We start from the raw sequence: 24,271 nt of genomic DNA, 5'->3' as shown, positions 1-24,271 counted from the left end.
CGGGCGCGCACGGTCCCCGCGCCGCTGGAGCCCACTATGACGGACCGTCAGTACCCTGGACCGCCGCCGACGATCCCCGCCCTGACCCGCGCCTTCGCCCTGCTCGGCAAACGCTGGAACGGCCTGGTCCTCGCCGCACTGGCCAAAGGCCCCACCGGTTTCGGCGGGGTGCGCGAGCGGGTGCCCGGCATCAGCGACCGTATGCTCGCCGACCGGCTGCACGAACTGGCCGTCGCCGGACTCATCACCCGGACCGTCCACCACGGCCCGCCGCTGCGCTCCGACTACGCCCTCACCCCGCACGGCAACGCCTTCCTCATCCCCCTCGCCGCCCTGGCGGTCTGGGCCGAGGAGCATCTGCCACCGCATCCCGACAGGCGCCGCGAGGAGACCCTGGCCGGGCAGTCCTGAGGTGCCTCAGCGGACGTGGTCGGCGATCACCCGGGTGATCTCACGCGTGATGCGGACGATGCCGGGGGAGCGGACCGGACAGGGCCTGGGCGTGGGCGTGGTGGCCGCGAGACAGAAGTGCAGATAGTCGTCGTCGCGGTGCAGGGCGGTGCGGTCGCGGCCCGGCTCGGTGCAGTACGACGGATGATCGTGCTCGTACGCGGTGCACGGCAGGAACTGCGCCCAGGTGTAGCGGGCCGATGCCGGGCTCACCGTCCTCCCGGCGTCGGCGAGCAGATCGTGCGAGGCTCGGGCCCGTGCCTCGTAGAGCCCGTTCACGGTCCGGACCCGGTCGGGGGTCATCGGGTCGGGGCCCTGCAACACCCAGACGATCCTGGGTCGTCGCGCGCCGCCCGCGTCCGCGATCTGCTCGGTCAGCCGCTTCATGTCCGCCTGGTACCGCTTGAAGTAGGTGGTCGGCTCCTTGGCGTACGTGATGCCGTCCATGCACCATGTGTAGCCCCACGCGTTGCCCCAGAACTGCAGCACCACGAAGTCCGGCCGCAGCGAGCGCACCAGCGCGGCCGCCTTGTCGGCGGGTGGGACGAGCGACCGCTCCCCGGTTCCCTCCAGATAGTCGCAGAGGGTCGTGCCCGAGTACGGGGCGCTCGTGTACCGGGCGTCGACCTGGTCCCGCAGTGACTGCCCGAGCACCTGCTGGTTCTCCGTCGCGAGCGAGTCCCCGAGGTAGAGAACGGTGGGAGCCTTCGCCTGCGCGCTCCCCTTCTCCGTGCTCGGAGCGCTCTCCGTGGCCGGCGCCGTGAGTGAACCGGCGGGCCGCGGCTGGGTCGTCGACGTCGGGGACGGCGACACCGAGGGCAACGCCGCAGCGGGAGGCGAAGCCTCGGGCCCGGACGCCGGATCCCCGCACCCGCCGAGCAGCAGTCCGGCCAACAGTGCCGCCACGATCCACGGCTTCCGCATGAAGCGACTCCTGCCCCGCCCGCCGAAAGGGCTCCCCAGGCAAGCACAGCCCGGCGGAAGGCGGAAGAGGTACGTCGGCCACGGCGTCGTCGTGCCTCATTCCCGGTGGCGTCGGCGGGCACGGGCGGCCATGACCGCCACGTCGTCCTGCGCGTGCTGGGCGTCGAGCCGGGCGAGAACCTCGTCGAGGACCTCGTCGACGCCCGCGCCGGGAGGCATGCGCAGCCCGGCCAGCCGGGCGAGCGAGACATCGATGTCCTCCTCGCGCCGCTCCACCAGACCGTCGGTGAACATCACCAGGGTGTCCTCGGGGGCGAGCGCGCGGGTGGCCGCCTCGTAGCCGCCCACGCCGGTACCCAGCGGCGGACCGACCGGCAGGTGCAGCAACTCCCCGCTGCCGTCCCCGGCGAACACGGCCGGCGGCAGGTGCCCGGCGCTGGCGAGTTTGGCCGTGCCGCGGGTCGGGTCGACCTGGACGAGCAGACAGGTCGCCGGGCGCCGGGAGCCGTCCTCGGCGACGGCGGCGTCGAGGCGGCGCAGCACCCGGTGCGGTGGCAGATCCGTCGAGGCGACATAGCGCAGCATCGAGCGGTACGCGTTCATGTCCACCGCGGCGTCCAGACCGTGTCCCATGACGTCGCCCACCACCAGCAGGGTGCGTCCGAAGTGCAGCCGCACGGTCTCGAACCAGTCCCCGCCCACCAGGACGCTGCCGCCGGAGGGCAGATAGCGGGTGGCCAGGTCGAGGTTGGGATGCGGGCGGCCCGGCTCGGCCAGCAGCGCCCGCTGGAGGGAGAGCACCGTGCTGCGGATGGCGTTGTGCTGCCGCGAGTGGCGGAGGTGGACGGCCGCGAGCCGGGTCGCGTAGTGCGTGACGGCGGTGTCCCGGTCGGAGAAGACCGACCCGTGCCGGACGGCCAGCAGCACCCCGTACAGCCGCCCGTGCGCGAGCAGCGGCACGGTCATCACCTGCCGGGTGACCGTGCCGGACAGATCGAGCGACGCCGTGATCGGATGCCCCTCGTCGAGTGCCTGGACGGACAGCGGGCGCGTGCCGTGCGCGCTCCAGGCGGTGAGCAGCTCGATCCGGCCGCCGGTGGCGATCCGGGTCAGGTCCGGCTCGCGCGTGTGGTGCGCGGCCGAGATGTCGGTGGGTAGCACATCCACCGCCACGGCGTCGCAGAAATGTCGGCACACGAACTCCGCGAGCTCCTCGCAGGTGGTCCGCTCGTCCAGGGTGGTGCCGATCGCCTCGACGGCGTCCTCCAAGGCGGCGAAGGGCGCCCCCGCACCCGCAGCGTCCTCACCGCCTCGGCCCGCCATGGCACCTCCACCGCCGCATACGCGTCTGGATCCATCCACGCACGCGCGCACCGGGCGCGCATGCTCAGGTCCGCGGCGGAAGGTCGTTCACCAGTACGGCCGCCCCGTCGAAGCGGCCGGCCTTGAGATCTCGCAGGGCGCGCTGCGCCTCGGACAGCGGGTAGGTGTGCGTCGTGGCGCGTACGCCGTGCCGGGCCGCCAGCGCCAGGAAGGCCCGCCCGTCCTCGCGTGTGTTGGAGGTGACGCTGCGCAGCTCCTTCTCGTAGAACAGCTCGCGCTCGTAGCGCAGCGACGGGATGTCGCTCAGATGGATCCCGGCGACCGACAGGACCCCGCCCCGGTCGAGCGCCCGCAGCGCGACCGGGACCAGGTCGCCGACCGGCGCGAACATGATCGCGCTGTCCAGCGGCTCGGGCGGCTCGTCGTAGGCGCCCCGGGCGGACGCGGCCCCGAGTTCCAGCGCGAGCCGGCGCGCCGCCGGGTCCCGCGTCAGTACGTGCACGGTGGCGCCCTGCGCGAGCGCGAGCTGCGCGCACAGATGGGCGCTGCCGCCGAACCCGTACAGCCCGAGGCGTCCGCCCGGCGGCAGCGCGGCCCGCAGCAGCGCGCGGTAGCCGATGATGCCCGCGCACAGCAGGGGTGCCGACGCGATGTCGTCCACGTCGCCCGGCAGCCGGTAGGCGAAGGCCGCCGGGACGGTCGTGTACTCCGCGTAGCCGCCGTCGGCGTCCCAGCCGGTGTACTCCGAAGCCGGGCAGAGGTTCTCGGCCCCGCGCACGCAGTACCCGCAGGTGCCGTCCGTACGACGCAGCCAGGCGACGCCCACCCGGTCGCCGACCGTGAATCCGCGTACGTCCCCGCCCGTCGACGCGACCGCGCCGACCACCTCGTGGCCGGGCGTCACCCGCGGTCGGCGCACCGGCAGGTCGCCCTCGGCGACATGCAGGTCGGTGCGGCACACCCCGCAGGCGCGGACGTGCACGAGGAGCTCGTCGGCCCGTGGCACCGGGAGGGGCCGTTCGACGAAGCGCAGCGGGTCCTGCTCGATCGGCCCGGGCCGCACCACTTCCCACGCGTGCATCATCATGTGCCCCGTTCTGTCGGCGACCACCCGGGCCCGCTCTCCAGTGTCGTCCGGAGCACCCGCTCGGCGCGCGGCCGGGGCGGAGCCTGGCTAGCGTGAAAAACGGAACCGGACGGACGGACCGGACCCGCGGAACCCCGCCGACCCAGGAAGAGTGGAACGCCATGGCCGTACAGCCCGAGGGAACGCCCTGTTGGGCGGACGCGATGTTCAGCGATGTCGAAGGGGCGAAGAGTTTCTACGGTGAGGTGCTCGGCTGGACATTCGGCGAGGCGTCCTCGGAGTACGGCAACTACACACAGGCCTACGCGAACGGCAAGGCGGTGGCCGCCGTCGTCCCACCGATGCCCGGCCAGGAGGGCCAGTCCGCCTGGTGTCTGTACTTCGCGTCCCCCGACGCCGACGCGAGCGCCGAGAAGATCCGGGCCCAGGGCGGCGAGGTGCTGATGGACCCGATGCAGGTCGGGGACTTCGGTTCGATGCTGATCGCCCGTGACCCGAGCGGTGTGGTGTTCGGCGTGTGGCAGGCCGGTGTCCACGAGGGCTTCGAGGCGACGGCCGTGCCCGGCGCGTACTGCTGGGCCGAGGTCTTCACCCGTGAACCCGAGAAGTCGGACGCCTTCTTCCCGGCCGTCTTCGGATTCCACGCGAAACAGCTGGACGACGCCGCGATCGACTTCCGGCTGTACGACCTCGGCGGAGACCCGGTCCTGGGCCGTATGAAGATGACGGACGATTTCCCGCCCGAAGTCCCGCCGTACGTCAACGTCTACTTCACCGTCGAGGACTGCGACGCCGCGGTCGCGAAGGCCACCGGGCGGGGCGCGATCCTGCGCTTCGGACCGATGAGCAGCCCCTTCGGCCGGTTCGCCGCACTCAGTGACCCGCAGGGCGCGGCGTTCTCGGTGATCGACGTCAAGACGACCGAAGGCACGATGCCCAAGGCGACCGACGTGTCCTGACCGGACGGCGGAATTCCGGCGGGCCGGCCCGCCCGAAGGAATTGACGGAATTCCTCCGGGCGGTCAGGCGCCCTTTGCCCCTGGAGCAACCACGCGCATGCGGTAGTCGTCCCCTCTTGTGGTTGCGGCACGTTCGAGCGGCCGAACTCCCCACAGGAATGGCGAGCGAAAGAGACCGCATGCTCCGCATTCACTTCACCTCGAACGATCTCCAGAACATTCGCGTGGCCAGGCAGCCCGATCCGTTGTGGGAACTGATGTGCAGCGTCTGCCGTTTGGAAACAGGCCAGGGACCGCTGGAATTCGGACACTGGCGCCGCTCGGCCCAGCACCGCTTCTCCGGCGATTCGACCCTGGCCCGCGCACTGCGCCCCCTGCGCTCCCTGATCCCCTCGACCGGCTACATCCCGGACTTCCTCACCCCGCCGGTCACCGGCGGCGGTCTGTCCGTCGGCCTCGACCAGCTGCTGCGCACCCCCCGCGGGCAACTGGTCCGCGAGCTGACGCGGCTGGCGGAGTCCCGGCCGGTCCCGAACTGGGCCTCCGCCCTCGGCAGACCGGGCAGCGACGCACTCAAATCGCTCGCGAACGCCCTGGGCATCTACTTCCGCGGCCTGCTGGAACCGCACTGGCCGCACATCCGCACGACGGTCGGCAACGACGTCGGGCTGCGCGCCCGGTACCTCCTCGACGGTGGCACCCAGGCACTGCTGGAGAGCCTGCGGCCGGTGGCCCGCTGGAACGCCCCGGTGCTCGAAGTGGACTATCCCGTCGAACGCGACCTGCACCTGGAGGGCCGCGGCCTGCTCCTCGTCCCCTCCTACTTCTGCTGGCGCAGACCGACCGCGCTGGCGGACCCCGGCCTCGATCCCGTGCTCGTCTACCCGGTGGCGAAAACGCCGCTCACCGTCGCGGGCGGCACCGACGACGGGGTCGAACGCCTGCTGGGCCGCACCCGCGCCGCCGTGCTGACCGAGGTCGCCGGACGGAGCGCCCGCACCACCTCCGAGGTGGCCGAGGCCGTGGGGATCGCCCTGCCCAGCGCCAGCTACCAGATCGGTGTGCTGCGCGACGGGGGACTCGTCGCCAGCCGTCGCGACGGCAAGTACGTCCTGCATACGGCCACACCGCTGGGCCTGCGGCTGCTGGGCACCGGTCCACGGATGCGGACGAGCGCCCCGGGCCCCGTGCGGGGAGCCACCGTCGGACCGTGGCATGATCGGGGACATGCTTGAACGTGTGGTGGCCGCCTGTGACGGGGCTTCGAAGGGAAACCCGGGACCGGCCGGATGGGCGTGGGTCGTCGCCGACGGAGCGGAGACCCCGACCCGCTGGGAGGCCGGCCCGCTGGGCACGGCGACCAACAACGTCGCCGAACTGACCGCTCTGGAACGCCTGTTGACGGCGATCGCCCCGGACGTCCCGCTGGAGATCCGGATGGACTCCCAGTACGCGATGAAGGCCGTCACGACCTGGCTGCCCGGCTGGAAGCGCAAGGGCTGGAAGACCGCCTCCGGCAAGCCCGTCGCCAACCAGGAACTCGTCGCCCGTATCGACGAACTCCTCGACGGCCGTACCGTCGAGTTCCGCTACGTCCCCGCCCACCAGGTCGACGGTGACCGGCTCAACGACTTCGCCGACCGCGCCGCCAGCCAGGCCGCCGTCGTGCAGAAGCCCGCGGGCAGCGACCTCGGCTCCCCGGAGCCTCCGCCGTCCCCCGACACCCCCTCCCGCGGCACCACGAAGACGCCCCGCCAGGGCGCCGCCAAGTCCCCCCGGCAGAGCACGTCGGCCCGCACGATCAAGGCCAAGTTCCCCGGCCGCTGCGTCTGCGGCCGTTCCTACGCGGCGGGCGAGCCCATCGCCAAGAACGACCAGGGCTGGGGGCACCCCGAGTGCCGCACGGCCGAGACCAGCAACGCCTAGGACGAACGCCCGGTACTTCGGTACTCCGCGCTTCCGGGCCTCCTTCGGTACTCCTGCCCTCCCTCGGTACTCCTGCCCTTCCTCGGTACTCCTGCCCTTCCTCGGTACTCCGGTCCTCCTTCGGGGTCTGCCCGCCGCACGCCCGGCGGGCAGACCCCGAAGTGCGTGCGGACGGTGGTGCGAAGAAGAGGCGGGTCGGGGAGGATGTGGGATCTTCGGCGTCGGCCGGGGGGCGTGGGGCCTTGGCAGGGGGGTCGTGTGGAGGCGTTCGAGGAGTTCGAGGGGCTGGAGGCGGAGGATCCGCGGCAGGTGGGGCGCTACCGGATCGTGGCGCGGCTCGGCGCGGGCGGGATGGGCCGCGTGTACCTGGGGCGCTCGCCGGGAGGGCGGGCGGTCGCGGTCAAGGTGGTGCGCCCCGAACTGGCTCGGGACCGGGAGTTCCGGCGCCGTTTCGCCCGGGAGGTCGCCGCGGCCCGGCGGGTGAACGGGGTGTTCACCGCCGGAGTGGTCGACGCCGATCCGGACGGGTCGCCCGCATGGCTGGCGACCGCGTACGTACCAGGGGTCCCGTTGGGGGACGCCGTGGCGGCGCACGGACCGTGGCCACGGGGCCCGGTGCTGGCGCTGGGGGCGGGCCTCGCCGAGGCGCTGGAGGCGATCCACGCGGCCGATGTGGTCCACCGGGATCTCAAGCCGTCGAACATCCTGCTCGCGGCGGACGGCCCCAGGGTGATCGACTTCGGGATATCGGTGGCCGGGGAGGCCAGCGCGCTGACCCGGACCGGAGCAGTGGTGGGCACGCCCGGGTTCATGTCCCCCGAGCAGCTGACCGGCAAGCCGGTCGGGCCGGCGAGCGATGTCTTCTCCCTGGGCGTGGTGCTGGCCTTCACCGCCACCGGGACCGGGCCGTTCGGGACCGGGTCGGCACACGCCCTGAGCTTCCGCGTCGTCTACGAAGAGCCCGACCTGCGCCAACTGCCGCCCGCTGTACGGGCGGTGGTGGCCGACTGCCTGGCCAAGGAGCCCGGCCGGCGGCCCACCGTGGCGGCGTTGCTGGACCGGCTGGCCGAGGCCACCGGCGCCGAACCGGCCGTCGGCGCCGCCCCTTCCCCGGCCGGTTGGCTGCCCGAGCCGGTGGCCGCGACCGTGCACACCCGCACCCGTACCGCGACGCGCCCTTCGTCCGAGGCCCCGGAGGTACCGGAGGCAGCGGCACCGGAGGCAAGGGCGCCGAAGGCGGTGGCCCCTGCCTCGGCCGCGCCTGCCTCGGCCGCGCCTGACGTGGCCGCGCCTGACGTGGCGGCGCCGCCCCGGGCGGGGGAGTGGCCCGACGACGACCTGCCCCCGTCCGCCGTTGCCGACCCCGGCCCGGCGGCGGCGTCCCGGCGACGGGCGCTGCTCGGCTTCGGTGCCGCCGTCGCGGGGCTCGGTTTCGGCGGCTGGGCCGTCTACGACAACAGGTCCTCCGCCTCACGAAGACACCAGTACGCGTCCGGCGAGCGGCGGTGGAGATTTCCCGTGGGCGGCCTGGTGTACGCGTCGCCGACCGTGGCCGACGGTCTGGTGTACATCAGCAGCAGCCGCAACCTGTGCGCGGTGGACACCGCGAGCGGTGAACAACGCTGGAAACGCCCCATCGCCGGTTTCAGCTACTCGTCACCGGTCGCCGCCCGGCGGACCGTCTTCCTCAACAGCGTCGACGAGAACCTGTACGCACTGGACGGCGCCACCGGCAAGGAACGGTGGAAGTTCTCCCTCGGCAGCATCGGTTCCCAGTCGCCCGCCGAAGCCGGTGGGGTCGTCTACATCGGCGGCGAGAACGGCAACCTGCACGCCGTGGACATCGCCGACGGCAGCGAAAAGTGGCACTTTTTCGCCGGCGGCGTCGTGTCCTCGTCGCCGACCGTGGCCGACACCGGGGTCTACTTCGGCAGCCACCAGAGCCTGTTCGCGGTGGACGCGGCCACCGGCGAGCGACGGTGGAAGGCCGCCGTCGACGGCAGCGTGTTCACCCGTCCCGCCGTGGTCGACGGGGTGGTCTACGTCGGCACGGAGAGCGGCAGCCTCCTCGCGGTGGACGCCGCCAGCGGCGAGCAGCGATGGAGGCTCCCGGTCGGCGGCGTCGTGTCCCCCGGCGTCGTGTCCTCGTCGCTGACCGTGGCCGACGGGGCGGTCTACCTCGTAAGCGACGACGGCAACCTGTACGCGGTGAACGCCGCCACGGGCAGGCAACGGTGGAAGTTCCCCGTCGGCAAACACGGGCTCTCGTCGCCCACGGTGGCCGACGGGGTGGTGTTCGTCGGCGGCGACCGCGACCTGTACGCCGTGAACACCGCCACCGGCAGGCAACGGTGGAAGTTCACCACCAGCGGGGCCGTGTACTCCTCACCCGCTCTGACCGACGAGATGGTGTACGTCGGCAGCGAGGACGGCTACCTCTACGCGGTGGCGAGGTAACGCGGCAAACCGGTAACGCGGCAAACCAGTAGTGCGCCAGCACGGCCATCGCGCCGACGCATGCGCGGATCAGCCCCGCGGACGGCCGACGGGTGGACGCCCCGTGGCCTCGACGGTGTCGAAGGTGTAGAACGCGGTGTGGTCCAGCAGGTCCGCCGGTCTCACGTCGTTCCACGGCTTCATGGTCTCGTCGAGGTCGACGACATCGGGCGTACCGCCCAGCGGCAGATAGCCGGAGTCGGCGTGGCGGCGCTGCCAGTCGGCCCAGAGCTTGTCCACGTAGGCGTGGTGCAGCCAGAAGACGGGGTCGTTCGGGGAGACGCCGGTGGCCATCTGTCCGCCGACCCAGATGTGCACCCGGTTGTGGAGGTTGACGCCGCGCCAGCCTTCGAGGTGATTGCGGAAACCGTCCGAGGAACTGTTCCAGGGCGCCATGTCGTACGTCCCCATGGCGAGCACCGACTCCACCTCCGCGCGGGTCGGCAACTCCCGGCCGCCGTTGCCCAGCGATCGCCGCAGATACGTACGGCCGTCCACGCGCACGGTGATCGGCCAGTTGCCGGAGGCGGCCGCGAAGGGGCCGTCCATCACTCTGCCGTCCAGACTACGTCCGGTACCGCCGAGGAAATCGGGTGCCCAGAGCTCGGCCCGGGCCGAACGGTCGGTGCTCCAGTCCCAGTACGGCAGCGCGACCGAGGCATCCACGGACTGCAGTGCCCGCTCGAACTCCAGGAGGAACCTGCGGTGCCAGGGCAGGAAGGACGGCGAACGGTGGCCCGTCCGTTCGCCGTTGTCCGTGTCGCCGAGGATGAAGGCGTTGTGCGTCGTGACGAAGGCGTCGTAGCGGCCATCACGCTTGAGCTGGAGGAGCGCGTCGACGAAACGCCGCTTCTCGTCGGCGGTCAGGTTCGCCTGGTTCTTGCGTACGGTCATGTGCGGAACTCCACGGTCTGCTGACGAGGCGGGTTACGGCTGGGGCAGGTTGAGGGGCACGAGCGGCGCCCCTTGCAGCTCCACGACGGCGGCGCGGGCGGCGGCGCGCGGGGTGGGCACCGGGTCGTAGTGGCTGACGACGCTGATCCAGCCGCCGTCGGCGTTCCGCATGACGTGCAGCTCCACCCCGTCGATGAACACGGCGTATCCACCGCCGTGATCGTGAGCGTGCCCGCCGCCGTCGACGGCGCGGCCCGCTGTCCGGCGGCCCCGGTAGACCTCGTCGAAGGCCTCGGGCCCGCCGTGGTGTCCGGTGTCCGCGGACGCGGTGACGGCCCGGGTGCCGGCCGTGGCGGCGAGGGCGGCCGCGGCCCCCAGGGCACGGCGACGGGTGAGTTCCGGCATGCGGAGTCCTCCTGCGATCGGCTCTGTCGATGACCCGGTATGCCTATCGGTTCGTCGGAGAGCGGGAGAAATCGCCGTATGCCGGTTGGCTACGATCGGGACAATTGACTACATGCCGTACAAGGTTGAACAAAGATGATCTTGCTGTCGGCGGCGTCCCGCTGTGCCGGAAGGCGGAATTCCTCCCGTCCGCCGACGCCCTGCCGATGATCTTCCGGGGGTGCCGTGCGGCGAGTGGCGCGGCTCACGGCGGCAAGCTGACGTGAATCATGGGGGTCGCGGCCGCCTGCTACTCTTCGTGATCACTTGACCGCTTTGTGTGACACCATTGGAGTGCGCGTGAAGATCGCGTGCGTCGGCGGCGGGCCCGCCGGCCTGTACTTCTCGATCCTGATGAAGCGCCAGGACCCGTCCCACGGCATCACCGTCTACGAGCGGAACCCGGCCGGATCGACCTACGGCTGGGGCGTGACGTACTGGGCGGCCCTGCTCGACAAGCTCCACGAGGGCGACCCCGAGTCCGCGCGCGCCGTCCGTGCGAACTCGGTCCGCTGGAGCGACGGAGTCGCCCATGTCGGCGACCGGACGACCGTGCACCACGGCGACGAGGGGTTCGGCATCGGCCGCCGCCGACTGCTGGACCTCCTCGCCGAGCGGGCCCGGTCCCTCGGCGTGCGCGTCGAGTTCGAGCACGAGGTCACCGCCGACCGGCTGCCGGACGCCGATCTCGTCGTCGCGGGCGACGGGGTCAACAGCGCGCTGCGCGAGCGCCACTCGGGCCACTTCGGCAGCGACATCGCCCTCGGCCGCAACGTCTACATCTGGCTCGGCACCACCAAGGTCTTCGACTCCTTCACCTTCGCCTTCGTGGAGACGGAGCACGGCTGGATCTGGTGTTACGCCTACGGGTTCAGCGAGAAGCACAGCACCTGCGTCGTCGAGTGCTCCCCGGAGACCTTGACCGGCCTCGGCCTCGACCGGGCGGGTGAGGCCGACGGCCTGGCCCTGCTGGAAAAGCTCTTCGCCGAACTCCTCGACGGACACGGCCTGATCGGGCGGGCGCACGCCGACGGCGGCGCGCAGTGGCTGAACTTCCGTACCCTGACCAACCGCACCTGGCACCGCGGCAACCTCGTCCTGCTCGGCGACGCCGCCCACACCACGCACTACTCCATCGGCGCGGGCACCACCCTCGCCCTGGAGGACGCCATCTCCCTGGCCGGAGCCCTGGGCGAGCACCGGGAGTTGGCCGCCGCCCTCGTCCACTACGAACAGGACCGCAAGGCCGCCCTCCTGTCGGTCCAGAGCGCGGCCCGGCACAGCGCCCAGTGGTACGAGAACCTGCCGCGCTACATCCGTCTCCCGCCGGCCCAGATGTTCGCCCTGCTCGGCCAGCGGCACTCCCCGCTGCTCCCGTACATTCCGCCGCAGCTGTACTACCGGATCGACCGCGCGGCCGGACAACTGGAGGCGCTGCGCAGGTTCAAGCGCTGGCTGGGGCCGCGCGTGGCGCGCACGGTGCAGGCCCGTTCGCGCCGGTAGGCGCTCCCGGAAGTCTGGTGGGCGCCCCAGTCGAAGCAGGGACGCGTTGAGTGAATAGAAATTCACCCACTAAGGTGAATTGCTATTCACCTTCGTCCTCGCGTCGACTTCTGGAGAGTCCATGGCGGCACTGCGCGACCGACTGACGGTCCCGGTCCTTGCGCTCGGCGGGAGCCTGATGGCCGTCATGCAGGTGGTGGTGGTACCCCTGCTGCCCGACCTGCCGCGGCTGACGGGTGCGTCGGCGGGTGCCGTGTCCTGGATGGTGACGGCGACGCTGCTGACCGGAGCGGTGCTGAACCCCGTGCTGGGCCGCGCCGGCGACATGTACGGCAAGAAGAAGGTGCTGCTGATCGCCCTCGGGATGATGACGGTCGGCTCGCTCATGTGCGCCCTCACGTCCGACATCCGCATACTCATCGCGGCCCGCGCCCTGCAAGGGGCGGCCGCCGCCGTCGTACCGTTGTCGATCAGTCTTCTGCGGGACGAACTGCCGCCCGAGCGCACGGGTTCCGCGGTCGCGCTGATGAGTTCCACCGTGGGGATCGGCGCCGCCCTCGGTCTTCCGATCGCCGCGATGGTGGTCCAGTACGCCAGCTGGCACGTCATGTTCTGGGGGACGACCGCGGTCGGCGCCCTCGGGACGGCGCTGGCCTGGTGGGCGGTGCGCGAGTCGCCCGTCCGTGAACCGGGCCGCTTCGACGTGCTCGGTGCGCTGGGCCTGGCGGTGGGGCTCTCCTGCCTGCTGCTGGGTGTGTCACAGGGCGGTCAGTGGGGCTGGACCAGCCCCCGGATCCTCGGCCTTCTCGTCGCTTGTGTCTGCGTCCTCGGCCTGTGGTGGGCGCAGCAACTGCGCGCCGAACGGCCGTTGGTCGACCTGAAGCTGGCCACCAGCCCCCGGGTCGCCCTGCCCCATGTGGCCGCGCTCCTGACCGGCTTCGCCTTCTACGCCAACTCCCTGGTGACGGCACAGCTGGTGCAGGCGCCCAAGGCGACCGGGTACGGACTCGGGCTGTCCATCGTGGCGACGGGCCTGGTCCTGCTGCCCGGCGGGGTGATCATGCTGCTGCTCTCGCCGGTCTCGGCGCGAATCTCGGCGGCCCGCGGCGCCCGCGTGACGCTCGCCATCGGCACCCTGGTGATCGCCTTCGGCTACGGCATACGCATCATCGACAGCCACAGCCTCTTGGTGATCATGGTGGGTTCCGCGGTCTGCGCGATGGGAACGACCTTCGCCTACTCGGCGCTGCCCACCCTGATCCTGCGCGCCGTGCCCGCCGGGCAGACCGCCTCCGCGAACGGCGTCAACGTGCTGATGCGCACCGTCGGGCAGGCTGTCAGCAGCGCCGCCGTCGCCGCCATCCTGGTCCACCACACCAGCCTCGTCGGCGGTACTCCGATACCCACGCTGCACGGCTATCTGCTGGCCTTCGCCCTGGCGGGTACGGTCGCACTGGTGGCCACTGCCGCCGCCCTCGTCATACCCGCCGACCCCGCCATCCGTGACACCCGCCGGGCGTCCGGCGGCCAGGAGGCGCCCCGCGACGAGGCACTGGAAGGAGCGTGAGCACCGTGACCGTCCCGCCCGCCGGTCTCGCGGCGACCCCGCCCGCGCCACGTCGTGACGCGGAGGCGACGAAGGCGGCCATCCTGCGCGCGGCCCGTCATCTGATGGCCCGGCACGCCCACGCGGACATCACGCTCAAGGTGATCGCCGACCGGGCGGGCGTGAGCGCGCCACTGGTCCTCAAGTACTTCGGCAACAAGGACGCGCTCTTCGCCCGCGTGATGTCCTTCGACACGGATGGCGCCGCCCTCCTGGACGCACCCCTGGAGCACCTCGGCCACCACATGGTCCGCCAGGTGCTGGTCGGCCAGACCGAGCGCGGAGCCGACCCCGTCCTGCGGATCATCTTCGCCCCGCGCCAGGGAGATCAGGGCGACATCATGCGCGCCAACTTCCGCACCCAGGTCAGCGACCGCCTCACCCTCCGCCTGACCGGCCCCGACGCGGACCTGCGCGCAGAACTCGCCGTCGGCACACTGCTCGGCCTCGGCGCGATGTACGGCCTCGCCCGCGGCACCCGGCTGCGCGCGACCCCGATCGAGGACATCGTCGACCGGTACGGCCCCACGGTCCAGGCACTCCTGACGCCGTAGCAGTGAGACGCGGGGCGCGGGGCGCTGCCGGACGCGAAGACCCGCGCGCGCCTCAGTTCACCCCGTCCGGACGGAACTGGACGCTGATCCGTGGCCCCGCCGCCCGCGCCGTCTTGGGAATGGCGTGCTCCCAGGTGCGCTGGCACGAGCCGCCCATCACGATCAGGTCCCCGTGACCGAGAGGACGCCGTACGGTGTGCCCGCCGTGGCGCGGCCGCAGCAGCAGGTCGCGCGGTGCGCCCACGGAGAGGATCGCCACCATGGTGTCCTCCCGCGCGCCCCGGCCGATCCGGTCCCCGTGCCAGGCGACGCTGTCCCGGCCGTCCCGGTAGTAGCAGAGCCCCGCGGTGGTGAACGGTTCGCCCAGCTCGTCGGCGTAGTGCGCGGACAGCGCGGCGCGTGCCTCGGCGAGGACCGGGTGCGGCAGCGCGTCCCCCGCGCGGTAGTAGGCGAGCAGTCTCGGTACGTCCACCACGTGCTCGTACATCTGCCGCCGCTCCGCCCGCCACGGCACCTCGTCGACGAGCCGTGCGAACAGGGCGTCGGCCCCGCTCAGCCATCCGGGCAACAGGTCGATCCAGGCCCCGTCGCCCAGCGCGGTTCTGCGCATCGCGCGCAACGGACTGAGGTGGAGCTCGTCGGTCTGGTCGAAGAGCGAGCCCTGGAGGTGCGTGGACATACGCCCAGCGTACTCCGTAATCGAATATATGTTCCAACAAGGCGGGCGTGCCGGGTGCGGTCGCGGTGGAACTCGTGCACACCTTCTCCCTCCCGCACGACGACACCATGGACGGCGACGCGCTGCGCCGCGGCCGCCCCGCGGTGTGGAAGGCGTACGGCACCGGCCCCGCCGTCCTCGCCGGCGACGCGCTCTTCGCCCTGGCGGTCGAGACCCTCGCGGAGGCGCCCTCGGCCCCGCGCGCCGCCGCGGCCGTACGGCAGTTGACGCCGGCCTTGCACGACATGGTCCGTGGACAGGCCGACGACCTGTTGTTCGCCCACCGTCCGTGGACCGGGCCCGAGGCGGTGAGCGTGCGGGAGGCGATCCGGCCGTCACCGGCACACCGGTGCGCAGCGATCTGCGGCAGGGGAAGAAGACCCTCCCGGTCCTCGCCGCCCTCGCCGCGCGCCGGGCCGTTCCGCGCTCGGCGGGCTCCTCGCCTCCGGGGCCGCCCTCGACGACATCGCCGTACGCCGGGCGGCGGCTCTCGTCGAAGAGGCGGGCGGTCGTCCGGCGGCCCTGCGTGAGGCGCGTCGGCATCTCGCCGCGGCGGACACTCTCCTCGCCCGCGCCTCCCTGGTCCCGCGCCCCGTCGCGGACCTGCGGGTTCTTGTCTCCTCCCTGGCCCACCGCACGCTCTGACCTTCTCGCCTCCGGCTCCGCACGTGCCGGGCCGGAGGCGCTGCGACCTCGGTCACATGTGCGAGCCGGCGGTCCGCTCCAGGCAACCTCCGTACTCGTCCCGGCATCTGTCGGGAGGGTCCGAGGGGCCTCGCGGTGTGCAACAGCACCGTGCCTCAGGGCGGTTGGCGAACCCGGCCGCCCCCGTTCGAAGGAACTCAGTGCGTAGACCCCACATACGCCGCTTGGCGATCGCCGTCGCGGTGACGACGGCCGCCACGCTCCCGGCGGGCCCCGCCTTCGCGGCCGCGCCCGACTCGACGCACGGCGCCGCGAGTTCGGTCTCACCGGTGGCCGCCGCCCGGGTCGCGGCGTTCGCCCATGCGTCGGCCACCGGAGTCGGTCGCGGGGACACTTTGCAGGCCAAGGACGTCATGACGGACCCGGACGGCAAGCGGCATGTGCGCTTCGTCCGCAGCCACCAGGGCCTGCCGGTGCTCGGCGGCGACCTCGTCGTCCACCTCGACAAACGGTCCGCCTACCTGGGCGTGACCCGGGCCGCCGACCACGTGGTGAAGCCCGCCACGACCGAGGCCAAGCTGACGCCCCAGCAGGCCGAACAGAAGGCCGCCGCGGTGGCCGAGGGCGACGCGGACAGCGCCGAACTGGTCGTCGACGCCCGCGACGGCGCGGCCGCCCTGGCCTACCAGGTGCGGGTGACGGGCAGCGACACCACCGAGACCGGCGGCTCCCGTACGGTCGTCGTGGACGCGCGGACCGGCCGGATCCGCAGCAACACCCCCGACAGCGAGGAGTTCATCTCTCCGCGCCTGGAGGAGACACTGCGCGAGCGGGACGGGACGGCGAGTCCCCGGACGGGCATGGCTTCCCCGCAGTCCACCCTCTTCGGCGCGCAACGGTCCGGCCCGGTCGGCACGGCGGCGGCAGCCGCCCGCTACCCGGTCCAGGCCACCGGCAGCGGCACCTCCCTCTTCGCCGGCAAGGTGACGCTGACCACCACCCGGACCGCGCGCACCAGCTTCCTTCTCAAGGACCCCACCCGGTGGAACACCGAGACCCGGGACGCCAGGGGCCGGGAGCCGGAGGCCTTCGCGCGCGGCACGAAGTTCACCGGCACCACCAACAAATGGGGCACCGGCACCACCGCCAACCGGGCCACCGCCGCGGTCGACGCCCAGTACGGCATCACTCGGACGCTGGACTTCTACAAGAAGACCTTCGGCCGCAAGGGCATCAAGAACGACAGCACCGGCGCCCGCGCGATGGTCCACTTCGGCAACAAGGTCGGCAACGCCTTCTGGGACTCGGTGTGCGGCTGCATGCTGTACGGCGACGGTGACGGCGACATGTTCAAGAAGCCGCTGGTCGTCCTGGACGTCACCGGCCACGAACTGACCCACGGGGTCGTCGACGCCACGGCCGCGCTCGAACCCACCCGGGTGGACGCGGACGGCAACCAGTACGGCGAACCGGGCGCCCTCAACGAGTCCCTCGCCGACATCTTCGGCTCCAACGTCGAGTTCGCCGCCAACAACGCGAAGAACCCGCCGAACTACCTCATGGGCGAGAAGCTGGGCCTCGCCCAGAAGTTCCTGCGCCGCCTCGACCACCCCTCGCTGGACAAGCTGGAGGGCACGATCGACTACTGGTCGCCCGCGGCCCACGACACCGAGGTGCACGCGGGCTCCGGCGTCTCCTCGCACGCGTACTACCTGCTCGCCGAGGGCAGCGGCCGCAGGACGATCGGCGGCGTGACGTACGACTCGCCGACGTACGACGGCTCGCGGGTGACCGGGATCGGACGTGCCAAGGCCACCGCGGTCTTCTACCGCGCGCTGACCCGCTACATGGTCTCCACGACCGACTTCCACGACGCGCGCACCGCGACCCTCCGGGCCGCCGCCGACATGTACGGGGCGACCAGCACCGAGTACCGCACGGTGGACCGGGCCTGGGCCGCCGTCGACGTCACCACCGTCAACACCCCCGCTGCCGGGCGCTGACGGACGAGTCGCCAAAGAGGAGGGGCCCGGCCGGCCGGCGGGCCCCTTCGCTCGTGCCGTCCTCAGTCAGTGCTGCTGTGCCTTCTGCGGCGTCGCCTCACTCGGACGTACGACGACGACACCCTCGCCCTCCAGCTTCAACTGCACGGCCTCGCCGGAGCCGCCGCGGATCATCGAACCGATCGACTGCGAGCGGTGCAGCGAGGTGTGCAGATGGGCGGTCCAGCCGACGACCGCGTCCGTGTCGACGAACACCGGCTGCTGCGGCGAGACCGGGATGACCAGCGGGTTGCCCTCGCAGATCAGCCCCAGCCTGCCCTGACCGCTGAAGACGCTGTTGAAGAGACCACCGCCGGAAATGCCCGCGCCCTTCACGGTCTTTATCTCGTAGGACAGTGTGGAGTCGAAGCACAGGACGTTGCGCCCGTTGACGGTGAACACGTCGCCCGGCTCGACGTCGATGATGAAGCAGTTCTGCGCCTCGTGCGCGAACCAGGCCTCGCCCTGCCCGCGGACCGTCATCAGCGGAAGCCCCTCACCGGTGACCGCCCGCTTGAGCATGCCGCCCACGCCCTGGCCCTTGCGCTCGAACTGCAGATTCCCCCGGTAGGCGATCATCGCCCCCTGGCGCGCGAGCATGTCGCCGTTGACGGCGTACTTGATCGACTTGGCGTTCTGAATGGTCATGCCCGGCGCGACGGCGGGCTGCACCATGTGGTCACTGGAAAAGAGGTCACCCTTCATGCGGGCATCTTGGCCCGGAGGGTTTCGTTCCGCCAAGATCGCCGACACGCACGGCGCTCGGGGCCGGCTGGGGGAGGGCGCCGGGGGAGGGCGCTGGGTGGTGCGCGAAAAGCCGGCCCGGTCGAACCGGACCGGCTCTCAGGGGAGTGGTCAGGCGGCGCTGGGGGTGCCGGCCTGGCTGTGCAGACGGGCGACCACCTCGGTGAGCTGTGCGGCGACCTCGGCGTCGTCGACCGGGTGGGTCTCGGCGAAGCGGGTCACGGAGCCGGGGATGGAGAGCTTGAGGTCCTCGATGACCGCGCCACCGGCGATGCCCGCGGCCTTGCGGGCCTCGTCCTGCGCCCACAGGCCGCCGAACTGGCCGTACGCGGTGCCGACCACGGCGACCGGCTTGCCGGTGAGGGCGCCGGCGCCGTACGGGCGCGACAGCCAGTCGATGGCGTTCTTCAGGACGGCCGTCATCGTGCCGTTGTACTCCGGGGAGAAGAGCAGGAAGGCGTCGGCGTTGTTGGCGGCCTCACGCAGTCGCGCGGCGGCGGCGGGCACGTTGCCCTCGACGTCGATGTCCTCGTTGTAGAAGGGGACCTCGGCCAGCCCTTCGAAGAGCTCGATCTCCGCGCCCTCGGGCGCGAGCTTGACGGCCGCCTCCGCGAGCTGGCGGTTGTGGGAGCCGGCGCGCAGGCTGCCGACGAGCGCGAGGATACGTACGGACATGGATAACTCCCGGGAAGGAAACAGTTCTGAAATAAACCGGACCGAGGTCCGCTTGTGCTCTGTTCAAAGTTGTAGCACTTAAGCGGACCAGGGTCCAGTTTTCCCCGGATGCCGTTACGCTGTGTTCATGTCCACCCCACTCCCGCCCTTTCCGAAGCGGCCGGAACCCTCCAGAGAGCCCGTCGCGCTGGAGCTGACCTCCAGGCCGGACGGGCCGCAGCTGCGTGCCGACGCCGCCCGCAACCGCGCCCGTCTGCTGGAGGCGGCCGCCCGTCTCGTGGCGGAGCACGGGGTGGCCAATGTGACGATGGAGGCCGTCGCCGCCGCGGCCTCGGTGGGCAAGGGGACCGTCTTCCGGCGCTTCGGCGACCGCACCGGTCTGCTGATGTCCCTGCTCGACCACACCGAGCAGCAGTTCCAGGCCGCCTTCCTCAGCGGCCCGCCCCCTCTCGGCCCCGGCGCGCCACCGGCGGACCGCCTGCACGCCTACGGTTGCCGGGCTCTGCGTGAGACCCGCGACCGGCTCGACCTGTACATCGCCGCCGAACCGGACGTCTCCCGCCGTTTCAGCTCCGCCCCGTACCGTGTCCGCTTCACCCATGTCGCCATGCTGTTGCGCGAGGCCGTGCCCGGCGCCGACATCGAACTCCTCGCCCAGACCCTCATGGGCTATCTGGAACCCGCCCTGATCCACCATCTGACCCGGCAGTGCGGGATGTCCCTCGAACGACTGGAGTCCGGCTGGCACGACCTGGTGAAGCGCACGACCCGTCCGGTGCCCGCCTAGCCTCCCGGCGGCCGTCAGCTGAACGGGTCCAGCGTGATGTACGCCTGCTGGGGATTGCCGTCGTGGACGAGGGACTCGTAGTTGCCGACGTCGTCGAAGGCGAACGCGTAGGCCTTGCCGTCGGCCATCTGGGCATGGATCTTGCGGGCGTAGTGGTTGGTCACCGTGTCCTGGTAGAAGTTCGCCGAGCTCGTGTCCGGCTGGTTGGGATTGGTCAGGAGCGTGGAGCGGTTGAAGCCCGCGCACAGGGTGCGTGAAATGGGGCCGCGCACCAGGTCGTTGGGGGCGTCCAGTCGCTTGTAGCAGCCGAAGATGCTGTCGGAGTCGGGCTTCTGGAAGCTGGTGACGACGGCCCCGGCGCTGTTGGTGAAGTTCATGACACTGCCGGAGACGCGTCCGTAGTACTTCGTGTTCGGCTGATCGGTGAACGGTGTCACCGTCAGCGTCGACGAACTGTACTTCTGCCACACGCGGTTGACGTAGTCGTCCATGACGGTGCCCGGCAACGCGCCCGCCTCGATGCCGTGGCCGGGGGCGAGGGCCCGCAGGACGGTTCCGTCGGACCGCGTCTGGATCAGGTTGGCCCAGCCGCCGGGCTGCCCGCGCAGGGCGTTGAAGAACCCGGTGTATCCACCCGACTTGAGGTGACCGGTGTTCTTGCTGGTCCCGTCGGCGAGCTGGACCCCGACGGCGTACGGGGCCGAGAACATGTCGACCTGGGTGTTGTTGATCCACAGCCCGGAGTCGTTGAGCGTGTACTCGGACCAGTTGAAGAGGATGTTGCGGTTGGGGTCGCTCGGATTCTGCACGGCCGGCTGCACCAGGCCGCCGGTGGTCAGCCGGAAGTCGAGCTTCTGCCCGTAGGAGAAGTAGATCCGGCCGGAGAACTTGGGGATCCGGATCGTGGTCGACTGGCCATTGGCCGGTCCCGTGATCGATGCGTCGGGCGCGGGTGTCGGCGGATTGCCGCCGGCCGGCCAGGCGTGGAAGGTGCCGTTCGCGTCGGCCCAGCCCTGTTGGCCCGTCGACAGGAGCGTGCCGAGGTCGTAGATGTAGACGGGCTCGCTGCGGCCGGAGTTGTTGGTGAACTTCAGGGGGATGGTCGCCGGGACGGCCGCGTTCGCGTCGGAGGGGGCCCCGAACGTGAGAAGCGCCGTGGTGACGGTGGCCGCAGCCACCGTCAGGGCACGCCATTTGAGCCTTCTGGTCACTCGCTCTCTCCTTGGGTGGGGGGATTCCAACGAGGCGGATTCCGGCGGAGTGGAGCCGTCCAGTTCTCGTTGAGAGCGCTCTCAGAATTGCGGCGGGTGACGTACATGTCAACGATCCGGACAGGATTGGTCTGGTCCAACTGGGCCTGGGGCGTCGCATGGCGATGCCCGCGGCGGATCCGACGGGTGGCCGGCGGGAGCGGTCACGAATGCCGGTGGGAGCGCGCTGACCTGCTGTTCGATGGCTGAGCGGCCCTCGTAGCCAACGGCATCGGGCGTTCCCGGCAGGGCATCGGAGACGGCCGGAAGGACTGGATGGACGGGACTCGCGGCGGGGAAGTGCATGGGGGCTGTGACTGGCGCACCGCTGCCCGCTCCGAACTCCCGCCGATGAGGCTGAAGCCGCGGGGTCGGGTGGGTTGCCCTGTGGTTGCGTTCCTGGAGCGGCCATCCGCGAGGTGTGGTTGGCGTCCCCTGGGCAGGAACGGCCCAGGGGAGGGGCGAGCCTCGTGGTGATCGGCTCAGGCCGGAGTGCGACGTGCACGTGTTGGCGTCTGTGACCAGGTCTGATCAGACACTTGCTGACCTTTTGCTGACTTTACTGACGAGTAATCAGATACTCCACCAGTGTCCGCGCGCACGCTGAGCCTGACCTGGTCCAGCTGTCCTGCGCGGATCTTCAGGCGGGCCCGGTCTCGTGAGGTAAAAGGAACTGTGTCAGTTATGTGGGGATAGCCGATTCCCGGTGCCATCCCGGAGGGGCTGCGGCTTCGGCGGCCCGCAGTTCGGGTCGAGAAATGGCAATCTTCGTTGGGTGAGTGACGGCAGGGTAGCCGCCTGTCCCGCGCCTGGAGTGCGCGCCTGTGTATCCGGGAGCGGACTGTTACTGCAATGCCTAGGGGCTATCGCTGCGGTCGTACGGTGACCTTGAATTCCGTGTGTTTGTCTGCGGATTCTTAGTCATTTTTATCGTGACCGAAGTCGGTGGAGAGAGGGGGATGGCTGCGGTTTTGATTCGCTGCCCTGGCGCTCGCCCTGAAGATGTGTCGGTGCGCGGCACTGGCTGGGCTGCTATTCGGCACGTCATGGTGCCCAGTGGGCTCACCGAAGGCTTTCGGGGGTCGGTGGACGCATGCTGACGGGCAGGCTCGGGCGACGAAGAGATCTTCTTGAAGTTGTCTACCAGGTACCGCTGACCTGCGGTAATGCGGTAATCCACGCCTCTGACCTGCCCAGATGAGTCTTTCAGCGTCTTTCAGGATCGTGCCGCGTTACGCAGTCGATTCTCCCCACGCGCTCCCCAGCGCCGCCCGTACTCCCCAGATTCTCCCCAGGAACGGCCTTCCCGGGAGATCAGAGAGACCTTGGAAGGCTGGCTTACCCGTGGAACTGCCAAAGTCATGGTGGATCACCGTCGGAGACACGGCGGAACCGCGCCCGAACACGGTGATCCTCCACGCACCCTCGACCCGCTGTGCGCAGACCGCTGCCGCCCTCGGACGGGAATCAGTCCCCGAACTCGCGCTGCGTGACATCGACTACGGCACATGGCACGGCCGTACCGTCGGCGACGTCGCCGACCCGTACGGCCTCAGCGCATGGCTCACGGACCCCGACGCCGCGCCGCACGGAGGTGAGTCCGTACGGCAGCTCTGCCTACGGACGCAGCGCTGGCTGCACAGCCTGACGCCCGGCGGCGCTCGGATACTGGTCATCGCCGAACCCGCCGCGGTCCGTGCCCTGCCCGTCAACGCGATGTCCGTACCGGCCACCGCCTTCTGGCACCTCTCCTTGCCCACCTCCACCCTGGTATCCCTCGCGTGGCACGACGGCGGCTGGACCGTCGAGCCCAGGAGCGCCGCAGTCATCAGGAGCAGAGAGCCTGCAGCGGTCCACCTGCCACGCGCGCGTTGGCGGAGGTGCTGAGCGGGGCCCGAGTACCTGCTGGCACCGAGCCAGGGACCATGGTGAGTGAGGTAGGCGGTTCGAGGCAGCGGTTGAGCGGCCCGAACCCCGCAGGAGCCGCCCTTATGCGTGGTGGCCTGTGGCGGCTCCGTACCTCGTATGGCGCAACGGAAGAGGCGGGCGGGTCTACCGCGCTCCAGCGTTGAACTCGTGTATGAGAACCGGTACGCACGGTTGCGAGCGCTGATCATGGCGATGCTCGCACTGTTCTTCTGTGCCGTTGGCGGTTCGCCCCTGCACGTTCATCAGGCGCTTCACCAGGAACTGTCGGTTGAGCACCACACGCACCACACGGTGGCTGGTTCGCCGATGCACGTTCATCACGTGCCGCACCCTGCGGTAGCTGTTGAGCACAGCGTTGAGCCGTACGGTGAGCCTGCGGAGCATGAGGCGCATCAGCCGGGCGACCACTTTGTGGCCGAGTCGAGTTCCCCTCCCTGGACGGGTGCACCACAGCTGATCTCCGTCGGTTTGGTGACGACAGCCGTAGATGTCCCCGCCCCGCTGCAGCCGGTCGGTTGTGTTCGCGATTCGCGACCTCCACCGGGTAGCGCGGCTCTCCAGACTCGTCTGTGCCTCTGGCGCATTTAGAAGACCGCCTTCGGACTCCGAAGGGGGTCCCTCACCCCTGCCTGCCCGCCTGCCTCCACGTCGGAGCCGCGGGCCCGGGTGAGTCGCTGTCATACGGCGTTCTTCCCGCACCAGAAAGCAGATGATCATGCACCAGTCTTCCCTTGGCATGCCCCCGCGCGGCGTCGGCCGCTCTCTCACGGCGGCAGCCGGCGACACCCCGGCCGTCCGGACCTCCGCCCCTCTCACACCAGGCGGTCGGAACGCCCGCCTCCTTGACCCGCGGCTGGCGTAGCAGCCGGGTTCCCGTCGAGCGCCCCGGCTCCCTCCGGGCGTTCGACGTATGCCCTACGGGTTCTGTACGGGCCCCGATCGATACGGCCCGGCAGCAGCCGTCATGAGCGCGGGGACGGCTCGTCGCGTTCGACGACGTTGCCGGAGACCGCAGGCCCTGAGCCGGACGCCGCGTCGGAGGAGTCCTGCTCCTTGAGCGCCTTGGCCTCGCTCTTGAAGATCCGGGCCGCCTTGCCCGCCGAACGCGTCAGCTCGGGCAGCTTCTTGATCCCGAGGACCACGATGACGACGACGAGGATCACGGCCAGTTCGCTCAAGCCGAACATCAGGTCTCTCCCAGGGGCGGACAGGGGCCGATACGGCATACCGGCTACGCAATTCTATCTACAGTGCTGTAGAAGTCTCTCCCAGGGCATGATCGCTCAACAAGCCTGCCTTCCGGCCCGGTTGGCCG

The 24,271-nt window shown here is 70.8% G+C and carries 22 protein-coding genes and 1 pseudogene; 12 read left to right on the top strand and 11 right to left on the bottom strand.

From position 1 onward, the window contains the following. Positions 1-36 precede the first annotated feature (36 nt). On the top strand, positions 37-411 hold the full coding sequence (locus RV986_RS04060; protein ID WP_475916054.1) for a winged helix-turn-helix transcriptional regulator: 375 nt from the start codon (positions 37-39) through the stop codon (positions 409-411). A 6-nt stretch (positions 412-417) separates the two neighbouring features. Here RV986_RS04060 and RV986_RS04055 read toward each other — a convergent pair whose 3' ends face one another. The 3 genes from RV986_RS04055 to RV986_RS04045 all read right to left on the bottom strand — a co-directional run bounded on the left by RV986_RS04055 (position 418) and on the right by RV986_RS04045 (position 3,778). After that, entirely contained in the window at positions 418-1,374 is a 957-nt protein-coding gene (locus RV986_RS04055) for an SGNH/GDSL hydrolase family protein (RefSeq protein ID WP_475916053.1), read from the bottom strand. Between the two features lie 96 nt (positions 1,375-1,470). Then, the gene (locus tag RV986_RS04050) at positions 1,471-2,697 is read right to left on the bottom strand and encodes a PP2C family protein-serine/threonine phosphatase (RefSeq protein WP_475916052.1); all 1,227 of its coding nucleotides are present in this window, start codon (positions 2,695-2,697) and stop codon (positions 1,471-1,473) included. 64 nt (positions 2,698-2,761) lie between these two features. Next, complete coding sequence (locus tag RV986_RS04045) at positions 2,762-3,778, bottom strand: zinc-binding alcohol dehydrogenase family protein (protein ID WP_475924176.1); 1,017 nt, start codon at positions 3,776-3,778, stop codon at positions 2,762-2,764. Positions 3,779-3,945: 167 nt separating this feature from the next. Between RV986_RS04045 and RV986_RS04040 the strand changes: the two genes are divergently transcribed. The 4 genes from RV986_RS04040 to RV986_RS04025 all read left to right on the top strand — a co-directional run bounded on the left by RV986_RS04040 (position 3,946) and on the right by RV986_RS04025 (position 9,126). Beyond that, positions 3,946-4,743: a VOC family protein gene (locus tag RV986_RS04040; RefSeq protein ID WP_475924175.1), complete on the top strand. Its 798-nt coding sequence runs from the start codon at positions 3,946-3,948 to the stop codon at positions 4,741-4,743. A 179-nt stretch (positions 4,744-4,922) separates the two neighbouring features. Continuing rightward, the gene (locus RV986_RS04035; RefSeq protein WP_475916051.1) at positions 4,923-5,978 is read left to right on the top strand and encodes an ArsR/SmtB family transcription factor; all 1,056 of its coding nucleotides are present in this window, start codon (positions 4,923-4,925) and stop codon (positions 5,976-5,978) included. Beyond that, positions 5,959-6,669 (top strand): ribonuclease H family protein, encoded by a 711-nt coding sequence (locus RV986_RS04030; RefSeq protein ID WP_475916050.1) that lies wholly within the window; start codon positions 5,959-5,961, stop codon positions 6,667-6,669. Before RV986_RS04035 ends, RV986_RS04030 begins: the two co-directional genes overlap by 20 nt. Before the next feature lie 258 nt (positions 6,670-6,927). Further along, positions 6,928-9,126, top strand: coding sequence for an outer membrane protein assembly factor BamB family protein (locus tag RV986_RS04025; protein ID WP_475916049.1), 2,199 nt, complete (start codon positions 6,928-6,930; stop codon positions 9,124-9,126). A gap of 69 nt (positions 9,127-9,195) precedes the next feature. Here RV986_RS04025 and melC2 read toward each other — a convergent pair whose 3' ends face one another. Together melC2 and melC1 are read right to left on the bottom strand one after the other, a co-directional pair. Further along, entirely contained in the window at positions 9,196-10,059 is an 864-nt protein-coding gene (melC2, locus tag RV986_RS04020) for a tyrosinase MelC2 (RefSeq protein ID WP_475916048.1), read from the bottom strand. A 33-nt stretch (positions 10,060-10,092) separates the two neighbouring features. Next, positions 10,093-10,464: an apotyrosinase chaperone MelC1 gene (melC1, locus tag RV986_RS04015; RefSeq protein ID WP_475916047.1), complete on the bottom strand. Its 372-nt coding sequence runs from the start codon at positions 10,462-10,464 to the stop codon at positions 10,093-10,095. Positions 10,465-10,803: 339 nt separating this feature from the next. Here melC1 and RV986_RS04010 point away from each other — a divergent pair, with 339 nt between their 5' ends. The 3 genes from RV986_RS04010 to RV986_RS04000 all read left to right on the top strand — a co-directional run bounded on the left by RV986_RS04010 (position 10,804) and on the right by RV986_RS04000 (position 14,166). Beyond that, the gene (locus tag RV986_RS04010) at positions 10,804-12,006 is read left to right on the top strand and encodes an FAD-dependent monooxygenase (RefSeq protein ID WP_475916046.1); all 1,203 of its coding nucleotides are present in this window, start codon (positions 10,804-10,806) and stop codon (positions 12,004-12,006) included. A gap of 121 nt (positions 12,007-12,127) precedes the next feature. Then, positions 12,128-13,573 (top strand): MFS transporter, encoded by a 1,446-nt coding sequence (locus RV986_RS04005; RefSeq protein WP_475916045.1) that lies wholly within the window; start codon positions 12,128-12,130, stop codon positions 13,571-13,573. Next, positions 13,570-14,166 (top strand): TetR/AcrR family transcriptional regulator, encoded by a 597-nt coding sequence (locus RV986_RS04000; protein WP_475916044.1) that lies wholly within the window; start codon positions 13,570-13,572, stop codon positions 14,164-14,166. Before RV986_RS04005 ends, RV986_RS04000 begins: the two co-directional genes overlap by 4 nt. Positions 14,167-14,218: 52 nt before the next feature. On the opposite strand, the gene RV986_RS03995 is transcribed toward RV986_RS04000, so the two are convergent. Then, positions 14,219-14,845, bottom strand: coding sequence for an alpha-ketoglutarate-dependent dioxygenase AlkB (locus tag RV986_RS03995; protein WP_475916043.1), 627 nt, complete (start codon positions 14,843-14,845; stop codon positions 14,219-14,221). A 38-nt stretch (positions 14,846-14,883) separates the two neighbouring features. On the opposite strand from RV986_RS03995, the pseudogene RV986_RS03990 reads away from it, so the two are divergent. Both RV986_RS03990 and RV986_RS03985 read left to right on the top strand, forming a co-directional pair. Next, positions 14,884-15,529, top strand: a pseudogene (locus tag RV986_RS03990) (polyprenyl synthetase family protein); the annotation flags it as partial. A 200-nt stretch (positions 15,530-15,729) separates the two neighbouring features. Next, a complete protein-coding gene (locus RV986_RS03985; RefSeq protein ID WP_475916042.1) occupies positions 15,730-17,532 on the top strand; it encodes a M4 family metallopeptidase in 1,803 nt (600 codons plus the stop codon). Between the two features lie 66 nt (positions 17,533-17,598). Here the strand turns inward: RV986_RS03985 and RV986_RS03980 are convergent, their stop codons facing one another. Both RV986_RS03980 and RV986_RS03975 read right to left on the bottom strand, forming a co-directional pair. Then, a complete protein-coding gene (locus tag RV986_RS03980) occupies positions 17,599-18,276 on the bottom strand; it encodes an AIM24 family protein (protein ID WP_475916041.1) in 678 nt (225 codons plus the stop codon). A gap of 150 nt (positions 18,277-18,426) precedes the next feature. Continuing rightward, positions 18,427-18,990 (bottom strand): NAD(P)H-dependent oxidoreductase, encoded by a 564-nt coding sequence (locus RV986_RS03975; RefSeq protein ID WP_475916040.1) that lies wholly within the window; start codon positions 18,988-18,990, stop codon positions 18,427-18,429. 127 nt (positions 18,991-19,117) lie between these two features. On the opposite strand from RV986_RS03975, the gene RV986_RS03970 reads away from it, so the two are divergent. Next, the gene (locus RV986_RS03970) at positions 19,118-19,777 is read left to right on the top strand and encodes a TetR/AcrR family transcriptional regulator (protein WP_475916039.1); all 660 of its coding nucleotides are present in this window, start codon (positions 19,118-19,120) and stop codon (positions 19,775-19,777) included. Between the two features lie 14 nt (positions 19,778-19,791). Here the strand turns inward: RV986_RS03970 and RV986_RS03965 are convergent, their stop codons facing one another. Further along, positions 19,792-20,955 (bottom strand): glycoside hydrolase family 64 protein, encoded by a 1,164-nt coding sequence (locus RV986_RS03965; RefSeq protein WP_475924174.1) that lies wholly within the window; start codon positions 20,953-20,955, stop codon positions 19,792-19,794. A gap of 1,416 nt (positions 20,956-22,371) precedes the next feature. Here RV986_RS03965 and RV986_RS03960 point away from each other — a divergent pair. Continuing rightward, positions 22,372-22,914, top strand: coding sequence for a histidine phosphatase family protein (locus RV986_RS03960; RefSeq protein WP_475916038.1), 543 nt, complete (start codon positions 22,372-22,374; stop codon positions 22,912-22,914). A 165-nt stretch (positions 22,915-23,079) separates the two neighbouring features. Here the strand turns inward: RV986_RS03960 and RV986_RS03955 are convergent, their stop codons facing one another. Beyond that, positions 23,080-23,349 carry a hypothetical protein gene (locus RV986_RS03955; protein WP_475916037.1) on the bottom strand — a complete coding sequence of 90 codons (270 nt, stop codon included), beginning with the start codon at positions 23,347-23,349 and terminating at the stop codon, positions 23,080-23,082. A gap of 569 nt (positions 23,350-23,918) precedes the next feature. Next, positions 23,919-24,143, bottom strand: a complete 225-nt coding sequence (locus tag RV986_RS03950) for a twin-arginine translocase TatA/TatE family subunit (RefSeq protein ID WP_475916036.1) — start codon at positions 24,141-24,143, stop codon at positions 23,919-23,921. Positions 24,144-24,271: the final 128 nt, after the last annotated feature.

Source organism: Streptomyces sp. RLA012 (genome assembly GCF_056270325.1).
Note: the sequence above shows the minus strand (reverse complement) of the source record. Positions and strands in the feature narration are given on the sequence as shown.

Excerpts from the sequence above, each read along its gene's own strand:
- RV986_RS04005 (WP_475916045.1), top strand. The coding sequence starts at position 12,128 with ATGGCGGCACTGCGCGACCGACTGACGGTCCCGGTCCTTGCGCTCGGC.
- RV986_RS03995 (WP_475916043.1), bottom strand. The coding sequence starts at position 14,845 with ATGTCCACGCACCTCCAGGGCTCGCTCTTCGACCAGACCGACGAGCTC.
- RV986_RS03950 (WP_475916036.1), bottom strand. The coding sequence starts at position 24,143 with ATGTTCGGCTTGAGCGAACTGGCCGTGATCCTCGTCGTCGTCATCGTG.
- RV986_RS04055 (WP_475916053.1), bottom strand. The coding sequence starts at position 1,374 with ATGCGGAAGCCGTGGATCGTGGCGGCACTGTTGGCCGGACTGCTGCTC.
- RV986_RS04045 (WP_475924176.1), bottom strand. The coding sequence starts at position 3,778 with ATGCACGCGTGGGAAGTGGTGCGGCCCGGGCCGATCGAGCAGGACCCG.
- RV986_RS03970 (WP_475916039.1), top strand. The coding sequence starts at position 19,118 with ATGTCCACCCCACTCCCGCCCTTTCCGAAGCGGCCGGAACCCTCCAGA.
- RV986_RS04040 (WP_475924175.1), top strand. The coding sequence starts at position 3,946 with ATGGCCGTACAGCCCGAGGGAACGCCCTGTTGGGCGGACGCGATGTTC.
- melC2 (WP_475916048.1), bottom strand. The coding sequence starts at position 10,059 with ATGACCGTACGCAAGAACCAGGCGAACCTGACCGCCGACGAGAAGCGG.
- RV986_RS03975 (WP_475916040.1), bottom strand. The coding sequence starts at position 18,990 with ATGTCCGTACGTATCCTCGCGCTCGTCGGCAGCCTGCGCGCCGGCTCC.
- RV986_RS03980 (WP_475916041.1), bottom strand. The coding sequence starts at position 18,276 with ATGAAGGGTGACCTCTTTTCCAGTGACCACATGGTGCAGCCCGCCGTC.
- melC1 (WP_475916047.1), bottom strand. The coding sequence starts at position 10,464 with ATGCCGGAACTCACCCGTCGCCGTGCCCTGGGGGCCGCGGCCGCCCTC.
- RV986_RS03955 (WP_475916037.1), bottom strand. The coding sequence starts at position 23,349 with ATGCGCCTCATGCTCCGCAGGCTCACCGTACGGCTCAACGCTGTGCTC.
- RV986_RS04050 (WP_475916052.1), bottom strand. The coding sequence starts at position 2,697 with ATGGCGGGCCGAGGCGGTGAGGACGCTGCGGGTGCGGGGGCGCCCTTC.
- RV986_RS04030 (WP_475916050.1), top strand. The coding sequence starts at position 5,959 with ATGATCGGGGACATGCTTGAACGTGTGGTGGCCGCCTGTGACGGGGCT.
- RV986_RS04060 (WP_475916054.1), top strand. The coding sequence starts at position 37 with ATGACGGACCGTCAGTACCCTGGACCGCCGCCGACGATCCCCGCCCTG.
- RV986_RS04035 (WP_475916051.1), top strand. The coding sequence starts at position 4,923 with ATGCTCCGCATTCACTTCACCTCGAACGATCTCCAGAACATTCGCGTG.